We start from the raw sequence: 15,674 nt of genomic DNA on the forward strand, positions 1-15,674 counted from the left end.
TCGTCAACGCGATCGCCGGCAAGCACAGGCTCAACGCCAACATCATCAACGTCGACAGTGACGATCACATCAAGCGCTACCTGATGTCCGACGACGGCCATTCCACCGTCGCCGTGGTCAACCGCCGCAACGGGACGTTAGGCTGATGCTTGGGTTGTCAATCGACTACTTGGCCAAGGGTGAACCCCGAGATTTCGTCAATTCGGCAGCGCCAGAAGTCTACCTTAATGGAAGGCTGGCCCGGAACCATGATCCGTACGTCCTTCAGATGAAGGTTATAGGGCATTTCGAATTTCGCGGGGTCCTGATCTCGTCCCTCAGCATTGCGCTCCTTCATGAGCTTCACCATGCTTTCAGCGTGATCAACGAGTGCCTCTTTGGCAATGTCGGCCACCTCGGAAGCGCCTGTGAGCGGCGTAGCCGATTGCCACTTCTCCTTCGCCTTCTCAAAAAACTCCACGTTCGACATCGTGATACCGGTGATCAGCATGCCGTGGGAAAGAAAACTTATCCCGACGCCCAGACCACTGCCATTGGCGTACTCCGCCAGAGAACGGACGAACCCATCAGCTTCTGGCCCGCCCGCTTGGCCGGTTTCACTTTGAATTTTGTTTTCCACTACAAGTCCTCCCTTTTGCGCATCAGAGCAGAGAAATTCGACGGAGTCGATCTGGGCGGACGCAACCTTGGCCCATGCCCTCGGGAGGTCAGTTTTGCCTGAACTGTGGCCCTTCCGTCCGCTCGTCGGCACCAGCAGCGAGAGGCTGGAATGGCTGACCGACCCGTTGCCCGGCTATACCGGCGAGCAGCGCATCGCGCTGCGCGACGCGCCCCGCCAGAGCTTCGCTTACGCCTTCGCGCTCGATCCGCAGCAATACAGCCGCGCCAAGACCTTCGCCCGGCGCAACGGCGCCGACGAGGTGCTGGTGCCGGTCTGGATGGAGCAGACGAGGAATATCGGCGCGCTGTCCGCCGCCGACGAGGTGATCGCCTTCGACACCGCCTATGCCGACTACCGCGCCGGCAGCGCGATCGTGATCTGGGAGAGCGACCGCAAGGCGGTGACGGCGACAATCGACGAGATCGACGGCGACGGCGTGACGCTGACGGCGCCGATCGGCGTCGACTTCACCAACCCGACCGTCGCGCCGGCGCGCCAGGCGCTGCTGCCGGACGGCATCCAGACAAACCGGGAGCGCGGTCTCACGGCCGACATCGCGACCCGTTTTCAGGTGCTCGACAATGTCGACCTGTCCGGCGCCGAGATCTACGACCAGTTTCTGGCGCTCGACGTGCTAACCGATCCCCCCGCCAAGGTCGCCGCGCTGGCCGAAAGCATCGTGCGGGCAACGGAATACCGCGACAACGGTTTTGGCCCGATCGTGGCCGAGACCCAGAAGGCTTATGCCGATTTCGGGCAGACGCTTGGTTTTCGCGACGAGGGCAAGGCGGGGCTCTGGCGGCGCCGGCAATGGCTGCACAACCGGTGGGGCCAGCAAAAGGCATTCTGGCTGCCGTCATTCTCCAACGACCTGGTGCTGCAGGCCGGCTTCGGCTCGGGGGCCGTCACGCTCAGCGTCGCCAGCATCGCCCCGGCCAACTTCTATTTCGGGCGCAGCGTGATGATCGAGATGAAGAGTGGCGCGCGTTTCTTCCGCACCATCAACTCGGCCGTCAGCGCCGGCGCCAACGACACGCTGACCATAGCCTCGGCGCTGGGTACCGCCGTGACACCGGCCGATGTCAGACTGTTCTGCCTGCTGGCCAAGGTCAGGCTGGCCACCGACGCGGTGACGATCAACTACCGCGCCACATCGAGCACCTTCCGCCCGAATGACACGGACCTGTCGACCTGCACCATACCGGTCACCGAGGTGCCGGCATGACCGGATACGACGACAAGGAAGCCTCGATCGACGATGGCCGGCCGTACTTCCTTTATCTGTTCGACAATGGCGTCACGCGGACCAGGCTGACTTCGAACGCCGTCGAGCTCGACCGGGAAGTCGATCCGCTGATCGGCTTGGAACCGTGGACGGCATCGCCGGTCTCGCATGGCGATCTGGAGCAGGCCAGCAACATCGAGAAGAACGCCACCGACCTGACCTTTCCGTTGTCCGACACCTATGCGCGCACGCTGCTGCTGCCGGTCACAGCAATCACCGTGGTCACCATCTGGAAAGGTCATCACACCGACCTGAGCCACACGCTGAAGGTGCAATGGAAGGGCCGCGTCGTTTCGCCGAAGTCCGGCAAGCTGAGCATCACGGTACCGGTCGAGAGCATCTTCACCTCGATGCGCCGGACGGGCTGCCGGGCGCCCTACCAGCGGCCATGCCGGCATGTTCTCTATTTCCCCGGCTGCACGCTCAACTTCGACGACTGGAAGATCCCGGCGACGGTGACTGATATCAGCGGCCTGGAGCTTACCGTCGCCGAGGCGGCGTTGCGGCCGGATGGTGACTACAAGGCCGGGCTGGTCTTCTTCAATGGCCTTTATGCCTGGGTTGAAAGCCATGTCGGCGACAAGCTCACCCTGGTCGGTGCCCTCCAGGAAGGCCTGGCAGACACGGTCGACGACGACGGCTCGGCCGAGGTCGAGATCGCGCCTGGCTGCGATCTCTCCAAAGGGCTGGGGGGCTGCAAGAAGTTCGGTAACAACATAAATCACGGCGGGTTCGAAATGCCCGATGTCAATCCCTTCACGAACAGCATCGTCTAGGGAGCCCGGCGCGTGATCTTCTGGAACATCGTCTTCGCCATCGTCTCATTCGCGATCGAACTCGTGATGACGCCGAAGCCGCAGAACGCCAAGCCGAAATCGCTGGAGGATTTCCAGGTACCGACGGCGACCGAGGGCCGCAAGATCCCGGTGGTGTTCGGGACGGTCGACATGGAAGACCCGAACGTCACCTGGTACGGCGACCTCGCGCGCAATGCAATCAAGGGCGCGCGGCGCTACATGCTGTTCGGTCCCAGGCAGATCCTCGGCTACAAATACTCGATCGGCATGCAGATGGGTCTTTGCCACGGCCCGGCCGACGCGATGTTCGAGATCCGCGCCGGCGGCAAGATGGCCTTCCAGGGCGTTTCGCCCGGCGGTCGCATCACCATCAACAAGCCGGATCTGTTCGGTGGCGACCAGAGCGAAGGCGGCATCGTTGGCGACGTCGACCTTGAGATGGGCGCGCCCGACCAGTTGCAGAACGACTATCTCGTGGGCGTGCTGGGCGAGGACGTTTCCGCCTATCGTGGTGTCTTCACCGTGGTGCTGCGCCGGGTCTATCTCGGCACCTCCGCCTATATCAAAGCGTGGGCGTTCCGCCTGCAGCGGATACTGCTTCGGTCGGATGGCTCGCCGCAATGGTATGCCGAGAAAGCCGCCATCCAGAGCGAAATCCTCGACTTCACGAAAGGTGATCCAGGGCTCGACCTCGGCACGCAAAATGGCAGCGGTGACGGGGGTTGGGATACGAGTGGTGACTATGTCACCTGGTCGAACCTGGACACGATCAGGATCTGGACGCTGCCCACGGGCACACTCAGAACGATCCCGATAAGCCAAGGCGTGGCCATCGGCCACCCGGTCGCCATGGCCGGGGAAGACCAGGTCGTGAGCCGCCAGGGGGAATTGATCGGCAGCGACACCTTCCTGAAGTTCTATTCCGCATCGACCGGGTCGCTCGAACAGACGCTTCCCCTGACGACGTCCTCTGACGGTGCTGTCAATTACAACTCCGGCTTCAGGATGGTCGACCTGGAAGTCGACGGCGATCGCTATGCAATGGTCCTTCTGGAGGCCTTTGCCTTGATGTGGGTGCTCATCAAGAAGACCGGCTCCTGGTCGATCGAGTGGAAGCATTCGGGCACGGAGCCCGTCAGAACCTTAGCGATGGGTAAGTCATTCTTCTATGGGGTTCCCGACGAGACGGCACCGACCGAAATCGTCATGATCCCGTGGACGGCCGCCTTTGCCGAGAACCGCGTTACCCCGCCCGGCCTGACCGCTTCGATCCGCAACTGCTCCTATCTTGAGGACACCGACGAGGTCCTGATCGTCTGCGCGAATTCGGACCTTTTCGTCTATACGCCCGATCTCGCCACGATGAAGCGGATGTCGTCGGGCAATCCCGACATGGGAGGTGTCGGCTCCCTGTCAGCGAAGCGTATCAACCTTGGTCCTGGACGGATTGGCCTATATTCCAATTCCTCGGTCAAGAGGGTCTACGCCATCCTCGTCCACGACCTTTCGATCGACTACACGATCAAAGTCGAGGAAACCAACTTCGTCGACAAAGCCGGTTTCCAGCCCAGCCAGCCGCCATACGGCTTCAACGCCAAGCACGGCGGCCTCCTGATCCCAGGATCGAGCGTGAAGTCGGTGTTCTGGTTCGTTGCTTCGACGATCGCGTTCGACATGAACCCGGCCCACATCATCCGTGAATGCCTGACCGATGCGACGTGGGGCATGGGTTACCACGACGGCGACATCGACGACGAAAGCTTCAGGGCGGCGGCCGACACCTTTTATGCCGAGCGTTTCGGCCTGTCGCTCAAATGGTATCGCGAGGAGCAGATCCAGGAGTTCGTCACCGTCATCCAGAGCCATGCCGACGCCTACGTCTTCCTCTCGCGCACGACTGGCAAATACAAGCTGAAGCCGATCCGCAAGGACTACGACATCGACACGATCAGGGTCGTCACCGAAGACGACGTCGTCGAATGGACCGAGGTGGTTCGCCGGCAGCCGGCCGAGGCGGTCAGTTCGGTCAACGTCAAATTCTACGACCGGGCATCGCGCAAGGATGGCTCGCACATCGTCACCAACAACGCCCAGGCGATGCAGGCGCAGGAGGTCATCCAGGCGACACGGGAGTATCCCGGCATAAACACTCGCGAGCTCGCGGTGCGAGCGGGGACGCGCGATGTCCTTTCGCTCGGCGCGGGCATGGCTTCGGGGCGGCTGAAGGTCAAGAGAACACTGGAGGACATGGAGCCCGGCGAACCCTTCCGGCTGGTCAGCGAGCGCCACGGGCTTTCCGGCGAGGTCATGCGCGCCGTCGACCCCGGTTTCGGCGATGGCCGCAGCAATGCGATCGGGCTGAAGTTCCTGCAGGACGTCTTCAACCTGGGCGCCGCCGTGATGGCCGACAGCTCGGGGTCGGACTGGGAGAACCCCTCCAGCGCCCCGGCGCCTGCCTCGCCCCGCCTGGTCTGGGAGATGCCCTATCGCGAGCTGCGCCAGATGGTCGGCGACGTGCAGCTTGCGGCCACGCTGGCCGCCGACCCGGACGCGGGTCTGATGCAGGTCGCCGCGACCAGGCCGTCAGCGGATGCCGCCAACGCCGTCATCAATGTCGACGCCGGCTCGGGCTTCACCGATGTCGACACGCTCGATTTCGCGCCGGGCGGCTTCCTCGCCGCTGCGCTGGCGATAGACGACACGGAGATCGTCGTCATCACCGCCCATGACCTGGACGACGTCGCGATTGGCTCGCTGGCGGCGATCGTCGGCCCGAGCCCGCAGGCCACCGAGGTTGTCCGGATCGACGCCGTCGACGGCGGCACAATGACGATCGCGCGCGGCTGCCTCGACACGGTGCCGCAAGCCCACGACGCCGGCCGGGCGATCGTCTTCTTCGACGACTTTTCGCTAAGCGATTTTGAGACCTATTCGGCGGCCGACACGGTCTCGGTCAAGCTGCTGACCACGACAGGCCTGGGCACGCTTGAACGCTCGGCAGCACCGACAGACAGCGTCGTCATGGACAGCAGGGCGATAAGGCCGCTGCGCCCGGCCAACGTGACGGTCGAAGGTGACCGCTATGGACCGGTCGATGCGCCCAGCCTTTCCGAGTTCCTCGTGGAGTGGGCGACACGCAACCGGCTGACCGAGATGACGCCGCTCGGCTGGACGGACGCTTCAGTCGATCCGGAGGCCGGCGCGACCGCGATCATCGAAGTGCTGGACCCCACCGGAGCGACCGTCGTCACCACGCATAGCGGCCTTTCCGGCACCGACTACACCGTTCCGATCGCCTCGTTCGGTGGCAACATGTCCGGCTTCATCCGGGTCGGCGCGGAGCGCGACGGCCACCGCGAATGGCAGGCGCATCAGATCGAAGTTCTGGTTGGAAACGAGCTCGTCCTGGATGGCGTGCCGCTGACGCTGGGCGGCGAAATCCTCTTCTTGGGAGCATGACATGGCAATTGATATCGGGACACCCGCTGCAGCCGGGACTTCTCTGGAAAGAGCCCTCTGGCCACTGACCAGGGTGATCGTGCTCTCGCGGGTAACAGCCTTGCCGGGCGGGGCTACCGACGGCGACATCTACATCGTCCCGCACGGGGCCGGTGCGCATCCTGACGAGATTGCCTTTCGAGAGGCCGGCGCATGGGTCTACGTCACGCCGACAGAAGGGTGGGGAGCCTATGTGCTCGACGAAGGTGAGAACGTCAGGTTCAACGGCGCGACGTGGGATCTGATCATCACGACCGGCATCCCGAGTTCCTACCTCGACCTGGACGGCACGCTTGGTGCCAATTCCGATGTCAAGGTGGCTTCGCAGAAGGCGGTCAAGACCTATGTCGATACGCTGATGGCGACAGTCGGCAACGGCGGAAAAGTCCGCGTCAAAACGACGGGCAATGTCGCCATTTCGACGGCGCTCAATGCCGGTGATGTCGTTGATGGCGTGACCTTGGCGAATGGCGACGCTGTTCTGGTCCCAGTTCAAACCGCGCCCGAGCAGAATGGTATCTACATCGTTGGCGCCGTCCCGGCCCGCAGCACGTCTTTCGACACATATGACGAGCACGCCGGGGCAATCATCGTCGTGGAGGAAGGCACGACCTACGCCGATACCTTGTGGCTCTGCACGGCAAACAAGGGCGGCACGCTCAACACCACGGCGATCTCTTTCATACAGATGGTCTTGTCCGGCACGGTGCCGTCGTCCCGAACGATCAGCCCCGGCACGGGCATGACGGGCGGCGGCGATCTGTCCGCCGATCGGACGCTTAGTGTCGATAAGGCATCAGCGGCGCAAGTGCAGGCCGCCACGTCGAACAAGGTCTTGACGGCAGACATTATCTTCACGGCCGCCGATCCTGCAACGCTGACCGACGCGGCCACCATAGCCGTCGACATGGCTACGTTCTTGAACGCTAAGGTGACGCTTGCTGGCAATCGCACACTGGGCGCTCCCAGCAACCCGAAGAACGGCCAGTCTGGCTGCATCGAGATCATCCAGGACGGCACCGGCACGCGCACGCTGGCTTACCATGCAGACTGGCTCTTCGCCGGTGGCACTGATCCGGTTCTGTCGACGCCCGCCGGCACAAAGGATCTCCTGTTCTATCAGGTGATGTCGAACGGCAAGACCTATGCCAGCCTGGTGAAGGCCGTCGCATGATCCCCGGTATCGGCGCGGCTATCGGCGGGCTTGGCGGGTCGGCGAGCGGCGGTGGCGGTTCCGCGATCTACGCATTCCTCTCGACACAGGCCGACACCGCAGCGGCATCCACGACGTTTATCCTGTCGTTCGGCACAGTCGGCTATGCTAGGCGTGTTTTTCTCGGTTTCGCCGTTGGCGGTGCATCGACCAACATTACGTCCGTGGTCAACAACAGCGTTGGGGCCACGCGTATCACTGACGGCCCTGGTTCCACTGCAGGTCGCCAGGGTCTCTACTACTCCGACGTTCCGGCCGGCGTGGCTGCAACCTTTGTCATCACCACGAGCGCTGCCTGCACGACATGCGTAGGCTCGGCCTATGAGACGACCACGGCCAACATGGTCCTGTTGGATGTCCTTGCCAACTTCGACAGCGGCACGACGTCAATGGCCTTGAGTGACCTTGCCGTGGCCGCTGGCGGCTTCGTTCTCGCTCATGCGCGTGCTGGCGCAACGGATACGCTGGGTCTCACCTATTCCGGCATCGACACGCCGACACAGGATGACCTCACGACATCGGGTTTCCTGAAGGTTCTATCAAAGTCATTCCTGACAACGGAAAACGCGGACACCAACGACGTCGCGGCCACGCTGGCTTTGAGCAACGCGGTCTGGGGCCTGGCGGCTTCGTTCTTCGTGCATGTCGGCGGAATGTTAAACCCTGCTGACAAGGCAGGCCCGATATCGCTGTCGAACATCAACTTGACCGCAACGGCTCTGAGCGCAGGCAGCAGCACTGTCAAAACGACCAACTCATATAGCGGCAGCGAGAAGCTCTACTTTGAGTGGACCGTGAATAGCTCTGGCTCCTTCTTTGGTGCCGGGTTTGGAAATTCCTCGGCTGTGTTGGCGTCACTTCTCGGCATAGATGCCAACGGGATTGCGATCTATAACGACGGGAACGTCTATAAAAACGGGTCCTCAGCCGGGTCGATTGGGGCACTGACGATAGGGAACATCGTTCCGATCGCGATCGACCGGGGAGCCAATTTGTTCTGGTGCCGCAAAGGCGCCGGCAACTGGAACAACAATGGATCAGCTGATCCGGCTACCGGAGTTGGCGGCATTGCCCTGCCGACAGGAATGACGTCAGGAAGTTTCTTCGCGGGCCTGTCGTTGTCGGGAGCGGGCGATCAAGGCACGGTTAACTTGGGTGCCAGCGCCTTCAATCAGACGCCGCCATCTGGCTTTAGCGCATGGGGCTGATCTGTCTCAATTTCAGCTTTTCGCGGCAAAAACGGATAGCCGATCTGGCCAAAATAATTCGCCGGGATCGGGTCGTCGACACCGTATTTGACCGGTGTCTCGGCCCCTGGCGGAACCTGAAACGTGCCGAAGATCGCGTCGATGATCGCCAGCTGGCCGGCGAAGTTCTTGTCATAGGCGATGCGCTCGTTAGCGTGATGCCAATGATGGAATTGGGGGCTGGCGATTACATATTTGAGCGGCCCAAAACTCATTCTGACGTTGGCGTGTATCAACACCCCATGTCCGAGATAGACTATGGAGTAGATCGCGAAGGCCTCTGTCGAAAATCCCAGCAGGAACACAGGCAGCAGAGACACGGTCTTGGTGATGATCTGGTCGACGGGATGGCTGTGGAACGCGGCCAGCCAATCCATCTCCTCGACGCCGTGGTGGATCGAATGGAAGCGCCACAGTGCCGGGACGGCATGAAAAGCCCGGTGCGCGGCATAGACGCCAAGGTCGGTCAGCACGATGATCTCGATGACCTGCAGCCATGTGGCTTGCCCGCTGACGGCCTGCGCTACGCTCGCTGGCACAAGCAGCATCGCCGCGCTGATAGCCGGCACGAACAACACGCCGCCCACCAGGTTGACCAGGGGGCCGTTAGAAATTGCATAGATCGCGTCGTTGACGATCCCCTTGCGGAAGATCTTCTGCGTCGGGCGCAGGGCAAGAACGCGCTCAAGCGGAACGAAGATCAGAACGCAGAGCAAAAGTATTTTGAGGCTAACAAGGTCCACCGCAATCTCCCCCGGATAGCAGTCGACGATTGAACCACTCGGCGGGCAGCCCTGCAAGGCGATGGTTCACGAACGGTTAATTCAGACGATCCTGTGCCAGAACCCGGACTTGAGCCACTGTTCTTCCTGCTGCCGCCTCAATTCGTAGACAGGCACCATCGCCGGCTGTTCCATCACGACTGGTTGCGGGGAAGCATAGGCCGAGGCGGCCGTCTCGATCGCGACATAGGCCAGAAGAGCCGCAACCACCGCGAACGCGATTTGCGTACCTGATATCTGTTCCAAACTACTATTTCCCCGTTGCCGACGTGCATTATGACCACGCAAGGTCAACAACCAGTGAATGTCTACCGGTTCCCGCGAAGCATGCCACACGCCTTGGCGGCGGCCAGGAACGCCTTTCTAGCTTCCCCGGCTGTGGTCCGACCCTCGCCAGCGTCGATGCACGCCTGGACGGCCCTGCGCCACGGAGCGCCCCGCTTCTCCCAGGTGAGAAGCTCCTCGGCCGCCGCCTCGACGCTGCTCACCTCGCGCGTCATGCCAACGCGCGTCGTCCTGACCGGAACCGTAGGTGAGAACCAGAGCAAATTCGCTATCCCCGTCGCCAGGCTGGAATTCTGGTGCATCTCTGGCAGTCGTCAAGGGGCTGGCCTATATCGGCTCGATGCCAGCAGATCGTCTCACCGTCCGTTTTTGCCTACCAGCGAGGCTTCCAGGTCGTAGACGACAGCCCCACGGTGCTGGCGACCTTCCAGCAGCGGCACGAGGCCTTCAAGTTCGCGCGAGATCGGGGCGCGCGTGTCCGGTTGTCGTGGGGCCGAACCGTCATCGGCGGCCGGGCACCACCATACGACTTCGAGGCGTCGTTCATGGGCAAGGACGTCGGCCGGATCATGAAGAACCAACACGGCCGCGTTGCCGGCACCTGGCACTGGGGCCTCTACTATCATGACGCCCTGCTGATGCGTCAGAACGGCAACCGGGGCCAAGCCAACAGCAAAGGACGAGGCCGTGGCCGAGATCGAGCGCGAGTTCACCCGCTTCATAGCTGCCAGCGATCAGTATCTCGCGTGATCCAGAATGACCTTTGAAAGGCCGTTAAACGCCACCAATCTGGTGCCAAGTGAAGTTGCGCGGAGGTGCCAAACGATTTTGCGCGCTACAATAGAGCAGAATGGTCATTGGCGGCGGCGTTCCTGCGGGTTAGGTAGGCTCCGCATCGACGCGAGCCGAGGGGAAGCCATGAGACAGCATTTCATGATGTTTGCGGCCTATAATCAATGGGCCAATGGCCGCATCTACGATGCGGCCGCCGAGCTCGACGACGAGGAATTCAATCGCAATGTAGGTGCCTTCTTCGGCTCGATGATGGGCACGCTCAACCACCTGCTAACGGCCGACCGCATCTGGATGAAGCGCTTCACCGGCGAGGGCGACGCGCCGACGACGCTGGACGCTATCCTGCATCGCGGGCTGACCGGTCTGCGGATGGCGCGTGAAGCCGAGGACCGGAGGATCATCGATTGGGTCGGCGGCCTCAGCGAGAAGTCGTTGACGGGCCGCTTCACCTACATGACCGTCTCGGACATGCGCACGGTCTCGCAAAGGCTGGCGCCGGCGCTGGATCATGTCTTCAACCACCAGACCCACCATCGCGGCCAGGCGCATACGATTCTGACCATCCTGGGACGGCCAAGCCTGGGGTTGGACCTGATGCTCTTCCAGCGCACCGAAGAGGGCAGGGCTTTCGCCTGATCCCTGCGACGTTCGGCGGTTGTGAGTCCGAAAGTTTGAAGGCCCCGCGCGGACTATCGCTACATTTTGTGCTGCAGCATCGTCTCTACATCAGGCCACCAATCTGCAGGCCTCAACTTGCTTCTTGCCGGTCTAATCTCGGCAGACAACCAAATGCTTGCCCGAGATTCAGGCGGCCGTCGAAGCCTCGCCGCTGATTTCGCTGTCCAGCTGGCACTGCGTCAGAGCCGCTTCCGCCATCACCCACTGCTTGAACAACTGGACCTTGCGAGCGGCAAGGCTCTTTGGGGGAGAGACAAAATACCAACCCGCCGTATTCGGGTGGTGCACGTCGAAGGGAGCCACCAGCCTTTCGGCGCGGATATCGCTGGCCATATAGGCACGATTGGCCACGGCAAACCCCAACCCGGCACTGGCCGCCTCATAGGACATCATGCACGAATCGAAATAGATGCTTTTGGTCTCGCTGAGCACGAAGCTGGCGCCGGCGAAACCAAGCCAGGATTGCCAGTTCTGCGTGCAGGTATCGGAATGCAGCAGCGTGAAGTGCCTGAGGTCGTCCGGTGTCACCTTCGACGGCGGTGTGTCGCCGAGAACCTCACGGAACAGCTTACGGCTACACACCGGCGTCAGGTCTTCCCGAAACAGCAGATCGGATTGCAGCCCGTTAAAGTGACCGTCGCCATAGCGGATTTCAAGATCGAACTCGGAGGTTGTGAACTCATGCGTCGCGTAGGAGGTCGAAACGCGCATCTCGATGTCCGGGTATTGCCGCTGGAACAGTGGTAGGCGCGGAAACAGCCAGCGTGCCGCAAAGGTCGGCAGCACCGATATCTTCAGCACATGTTCCTGCGATTGCCCGGTCGCTTCCATGCTGGCGGCGACGATTCGCTCCAGCGCCTCGCGAACGCGCGAGACATAGGTCTCGCCCTCCGGCGTCAGCGACACCGCATTGCCGCCACGCTGGAAGATCTTGAAGCGCAGCTGATCCTCAAGACTTTTCACGCGCTGACTGACCGCTGAAGCGGTGATAAACTGTTCTTCGCCGGCACGCGTGAAATTCCCGTGCCTCGCAGCACTCTCCACGATTTTAAGCGAATTGAGGTTGACCTGACTGAGCAGACGCACGGTTTCGACCTTAAGCTTGGCTTACACTAGCACCAGCATTCCTAATTTTACAGGGGTGGGTGAATTAATCGACTGTTCACCAAGTGTTGCCCCCCTCCTGGAGAAGTACAATGAACGCCCATACAATCCCCGAACTGCGCTATGCGATGAGCCGTGAAGCCATTATCGGCCATGAGACAGCCTGGAAAGTGTCGAGTTTCGGCGTCGCGCAATATCTGCACGGCTATGACCCGGCACTGCTTGCCGCGATCGAGGAGGCTGCTCTGAAACTCAAGGCCAGCCACGCCGTGCACAAGCACCTCGATCTGACCTTCATCACCGGGGCCGACCGTTTCATCCCCGAGATCAAGGAATTGCTGCATGACAAGCTGCGCCTGGAGCGGCTGTCCGACATGATGGGCACCAAGCTCGAGCCTTATCCGCTGTCGATCGTCGGCTCGACGGTTACCTTCATGAATCCGAAGGACGGCGCCGTCGAATGGCATTGCGATGGCGTTCCGGTCACCGAACTCATTCCGCTGTCGATCAGCAACCCGCTGGTCGGCGGCCACCTCGAAATCTTCTGCGATGACTCGGAAACCGGCCGCGCCATCCTCGAATCCGGCCGCGAGATCCCGCGCAACCGTGTCATGCGCATTGATCACAAGATGAACTACGCGACGCTCGGGCAGTTCCTGGGCGTCCTGCATCGCACCGCCCCGATCCGGTTCGGCGAGCGCGTCACACTGGTGCTCAACCAGCGCTCGGTGGCCAAACCCTATGTCGACGATAATAGAATGTTCTATCTCGCCGCCGACAACGACCACGACCGTGAGTGGGTCAACGAGCTGGCCGAAGATGTCTGGACCAACCAGCTGCCAGCCTATCGCCGGTTCGAGGCAGAGCATCCGGTACCCGCCCCCGTCGATGCGTCGGTTCCGGGCGGAGCCAGGGAATCATGGTAATGAACCATGATCCCGAAAAGTGGGAACCGGTTTCCGGACAGGATCATGGTCGAACAGCAAAATAGAGTCCCATGCCGGTTGTTTCGGCATGGATCAGGCTCGATATCCGCGCTGGTCTTCGCTGCCGGCGCGGTTGCATTGTGGTCGACCAATGCGCTGGTCGGCAAATCCCTGCTGGCCAGCCACCCGGTGTCCCAGGTGCAGTTCCTGCAATTTGCGGGCGCTGCACTCGTCTTCGCCGCCATCCGGCTGATGAGCCGGGAAAGAGCCGCGCCGGTCACGGCCGGGGCCGCGCTCATCTCTCTCGCGGTCGGCTTCATTGGTCTGGTCGGCACCATGGTGCTGCAATACATCGCCTTCGCTTCGATGCCGGTGATCGAGGCCAATCTGATGGCCTATACCTGGCCGTTGATGGTCGCGGCGGCGGTCATCGCCTTGGAGAATCCGCGGCGCCCGGCAGTGCTGGGCCTTGCCGCGGTGGTGGGCTTCATTGGCGTTGCACTGGTGATTTCGGGAGGGCGTAACCAGTCTTGGCTCCAGGGCGATCTCGTCGGCTATCTCACCGCATTCGGATCCGCACTGTGCATGGCCTTCTATTCGATCATGGTGGGACGGATTGCCACCTCGCCGGATCGTCTGTTGCTGCCATCGGCGCTGATCGGCGTCGCCTTGACGTTTCTGTGGTGCGTTCGCGACGGCTTCGCCTGGCCCGTCGGTACGGACCTGGCTCTCGGCCTCTATCTGGGCGCCGGTCCGATGGGGTTGGGCTACTATTTCTGGTCACGCGCCTTGAAGCTTGAAGGCAGTGGCAGGGTCGCGGTCGTCGCCTATCTCACGCCGATCGCTTCGACCCTGCTTTTGACCCTGTCCGGTGAAAGGCTGACGATGACGGCCATTGTTGGAGCCGTCCTCGTCATCGGCAGTTGCGTCGCGGTCGGTGTGGAACGTTCGGAGGCCGAAAGCCATGTTTGACGAGAATGAACGTCTGGCCATTCAGGAAGCGCATTGGCTGATCAAGGAGTTTGGCGCCGAGGCGCCGCTTTACGCCGCGATGAAGGCCGAAAAGGCGATAGAACAAAAGGATTTCGGGCGTTGCGCCCGCTGGAAGCGTATTCTGGAGATATTGGCCGACAGCCCTGCTGCGAAGTCTGCAAGTTCCAAGTATTAGATTTTCTAATTTGCATAGCGCCGATTTCGCATGAAAGCTACTTTTGCCGATTCTTAATTCCTTTTGAGACTTGGCGGTCCGTTGGGGGACGCGGTTAAAGAGATACATCGACACAAGTCTTCGCTGGGGTGGATGATTTTGTCGCAAATAAGGTGAAAGAATTGTCAAATATCGATGATAAGACCGTTATCGAGCTGACGGCCGATATTGTCTCGGCCTATGTAGGCAACAATCCTCTTCCGGCTTCCGGTCTGCCTGAGTTGATTGCCAGCGTCAGTGCTTCGGTCCGCAAGCTCGCTGGTGCAGTTGTCGCGGAAACCCCAAACCTGGTTCCGGCAGTCAATCCGAAGAAGTCGGTGTTTCCCGACTACATCATCTGCCTTGAGGACGGAAAGAAGTTCAAGTCGCTCAAGCGGCATCTGCGGACCGACTACGGCCTGAGCCCGGACGACTATCGGGCCAAATGGGGCTTGCCGCCGGACTATCCGATGGTTGCGCCGAACTACTCGGCGACACGATCGGCGCTGGCAAAGTCGACAGGACTTGGCCGCAAACCGGCAGCAGCGCCGGCGACTGTCGCCAAGGCGACGAAGCGCAAGGCGACTGCCTGAGCGCTGCCTGCCCGGTAGGCGAGCCACTGTTCGACTGCTTTGACGGCGCCCTCATGGGCGTCGTTTCAAGACCTTGTGCGGCCAACTGGCCCACAAGGTCTTGCGAAGCGTTGATGTCCGGTGCAAAAGCGCGGCCATGCTGATCATCAATGACCTATCGCTCCGCATGGCCGGACGTTTGCTTCTCGACCATGCCTCGCTGACCTTGCCGGCCGGCACCAAGGCCGGCCTTGTCGGCCGCAACGGCACCGGCAAGACGACGCTGTTCAAGGCCATCACCGGCGATTTCCCGTCCGAGACAGGCTCGATCAGCCTGCCGAAGAGCACCCGCATCGGCCAGGTGGCGCAGGAAGCGCCAGGCACCGAGGACCCGCTGATCGAGATTGTGCTCAAGGCCGATCTCGAACGCACGGCGCTGCTCGAAGAGGAAAAGACGGCGACCGATCCGCACCGCATCGCCGACATCCATATGCGGCTGGCCGATATTGATGCGCACTCGGCCGAGTCTCGCGCCGCTACCATTCTCGCCGGCCTCGGCTTCGACGACGCCGCACAGCGCCGTCCGGCCTCGTCCTTCTCCGGCGGCTGGCGCATGCGCGTGGCACTCGCCGCGGTGCTGTTTGC

General features: G+C 61.5%; 17 protein-coding genes. 11 read left to right on the forward strand and 6 right to left on the reverse strand.

The genetic code is table 11. From position 1 onward, the window contains the following. Window positions 1-157 precede the first annotated feature (157 nt). Complete coding sequence (locus tag EN935_RS05475; RefSeq protein WP_127266023.1) at window positions 158-619, reverse strand: hypothetical protein; 462 nt, start codon at window positions 617-619, stop codon at window positions 158-160. Window positions 620-713: 94 nt separating this feature from the next. On the opposite strand from EN935_RS05475, the gene EN935_RS05480 reads away from it, so the two are divergent. From EN935_RS05480 to EN935_RS05505, 5 genes are read left to right on the forward strand one after another with little or no spacing between them, the layout of a single operon-like run. Continuing rightward, on the forward strand, window positions 714-1,886 hold the full coding sequence (locus EN935_RS05480; RefSeq protein WP_127373201.1) for a hypothetical protein: 1,173 nt from the start codon (window positions 714-716) through the stop codon (window positions 1,884-1,886). Then, window positions 1,883-2,722, forward strand: a complete 840-nt coding sequence (locus EN935_RS05485; protein ID WP_127266102.1) for a phage BR0599 family protein — start codon at window positions 1,883-1,885, stop codon at window positions 2,720-2,722. The genes EN935_RS05480 and EN935_RS05485 overlap by 4 nt, the downstream gene beginning before the upstream one ends. A gap of 12 nt (window positions 2,723-2,734) precedes the next feature. Beyond that, complete coding sequence (locus EN935_RS05495; protein WP_164771021.1) at window positions 2,735-6,202, forward strand: phage tail protein; 3,468 nt, start codon at window positions 2,735-2,737, stop codon at window positions 6,200-6,202. Window position 6,203: 1 nt separating this feature from the next. Beyond that, window positions 6,204-7,415: a DUF2793 domain-containing protein gene (locus EN935_RS05500; protein ID WP_127264467.1), complete on the forward strand. Its 1,212-nt coding sequence runs from the start codon at window positions 6,204-6,206 to the stop codon at window positions 7,413-7,415. Next, complete coding sequence (locus tag EN935_RS05505; RefSeq protein ID WP_127264468.1) at window positions 7,412-8,662, forward strand: hypothetical protein; 1,251 nt, start codon at window positions 7,412-7,414, stop codon at window positions 8,660-8,662. Before EN935_RS05500 ends, EN935_RS05505 begins: the two co-directional genes overlap by 4 nt. On the opposite strand, the gene EN935_RS05510 is transcribed toward EN935_RS05505, so the two are convergent. From EN935_RS05510 to EN935_RS05525, 4 genes are all read right to left on the reverse strand, one after another. Continuing rightward, the gene (locus EN935_RS05510; RefSeq protein WP_245468890.1) at window positions 8,626-9,501 is read right to left on the reverse strand and encodes a sterol desaturase family protein; all 876 of its coding nucleotides are present in this window, start codon (window positions 9,499-9,501) and stop codon (window positions 8,626-8,628) included. The genes EN935_RS05505 and EN935_RS05510 overlap by 37 nt on opposite strands. Window positions 9,502-9,525: 24 nt before the next feature. Then, window positions 9,526-9,729: a hypothetical protein gene (locus EN935_RS05515; RefSeq protein WP_127264469.1), complete on the reverse strand. Its 204-nt coding sequence runs from the start codon at window positions 9,727-9,729 to the stop codon at window positions 9,526-9,528. Window positions 9,730-9,791: 62 nt separating this feature from the next. Further along, window positions 9,792-10,070, reverse strand: coding sequence for a DUF982 domain-containing protein (locus EN935_RS05520; RefSeq protein WP_127264470.1), 279 nt, complete (start codon window positions 10,068-10,070; stop codon window positions 9,792-9,794). A gap of 54 nt (window positions 10,071-10,124) precedes the next feature. Continuing rightward, complete coding sequence (locus EN935_RS05525) at window positions 10,125-10,490, reverse strand: hypothetical protein (protein ID WP_127264471.1); 366 nt, start codon at window positions 10,488-10,490, stop codon at window positions 10,125-10,127. Between the two features lie 196 nt (window positions 10,491-10,686). On the opposite strand from EN935_RS05525, the gene EN935_RS05530 reads away from it, so the two are divergent. Beyond that, a complete protein-coding gene (locus EN935_RS05530; RefSeq protein WP_126068618.1) occupies window positions 10,687-11,199 on the forward strand; it encodes a DinB family protein in 513 nt (170 codons plus the stop codon). A gap of 168 nt (window positions 11,200-11,367) precedes the next feature. Here EN935_RS05530 and EN935_RS05535 read toward each other — a convergent pair whose 3' ends face one another. Beyond that, window positions 11,368-12,327, reverse strand: coding sequence for a LysR substrate-binding domain-containing protein (locus tag EN935_RS05535; protein WP_109662910.1), 960 nt, complete (start codon window positions 12,325-12,327; stop codon window positions 11,368-11,370). A gap of 110 nt (window positions 12,328-12,437) precedes the next feature. Between EN935_RS05535 and EN935_RS40700 the strand changes: the two genes are divergently transcribed. The 5 genes from EN935_RS40700 to EN935_RS05565 form a co-directional block, all read left to right on the forward strand. Then, complete coding sequence (locus EN935_RS40700; RefSeq protein ID WP_164757705.1) at window positions 12,438-13,271, forward strand: hypothetical protein; 834 nt, start codon at window positions 12,438-12,440, stop codon at window positions 13,269-13,271. Window positions 13,272-13,316: 45 nt separating this feature from the next. Then, window positions 13,317-14,243 carry a DMT family transporter gene (locus EN935_RS05550; RefSeq protein WP_126068619.1) on the forward strand — a complete coding sequence of 309 codons (927 nt, stop codon included), beginning with the start codon at window positions 13,317-13,319 and terminating at the stop codon, window positions 14,241-14,243. Further along, complete coding sequence (locus EN935_RS05555) at window positions 14,236-14,439, forward strand: hypothetical protein (protein ID WP_109662914.1); 204 nt, start codon at window positions 14,236-14,238, stop codon at window positions 14,437-14,439. The genes EN935_RS05550 and EN935_RS05555 overlap by 8 nt, the downstream gene beginning before the upstream one ends. 161 nt (window positions 14,440-14,600) lie before the next feature. Beyond that, window positions 14,601-15,050: a MucR family transcriptional regulator gene (locus EN935_RS05560; RefSeq protein ID WP_109663370.1), complete on the forward strand. Its 450-nt coding sequence runs from the start codon at window positions 14,601-14,603 to the stop codon at window positions 15,048-15,050. A gap of 136 nt (window positions 15,051-15,186) precedes the next feature. Next, window positions 15,187-15,674, forward strand: a 488-nt coding sequence (locus EN935_RS05565; protein WP_164771022.1) for an ATP-binding cassette domain-containing protein, incomplete at its 3' end; no start/stop codon positions are given.

This window comes from Mesorhizobium sp. M7D.F.Ca.US.004.03.1.1, assembly GCF_003998635.1.
Lineage (GTDB): Bacteria > Pseudomonadota > Alphaproteobacteria > Rhizobiales > Rhizobiaceae > Mesorhizobium > Mesorhizobium loti.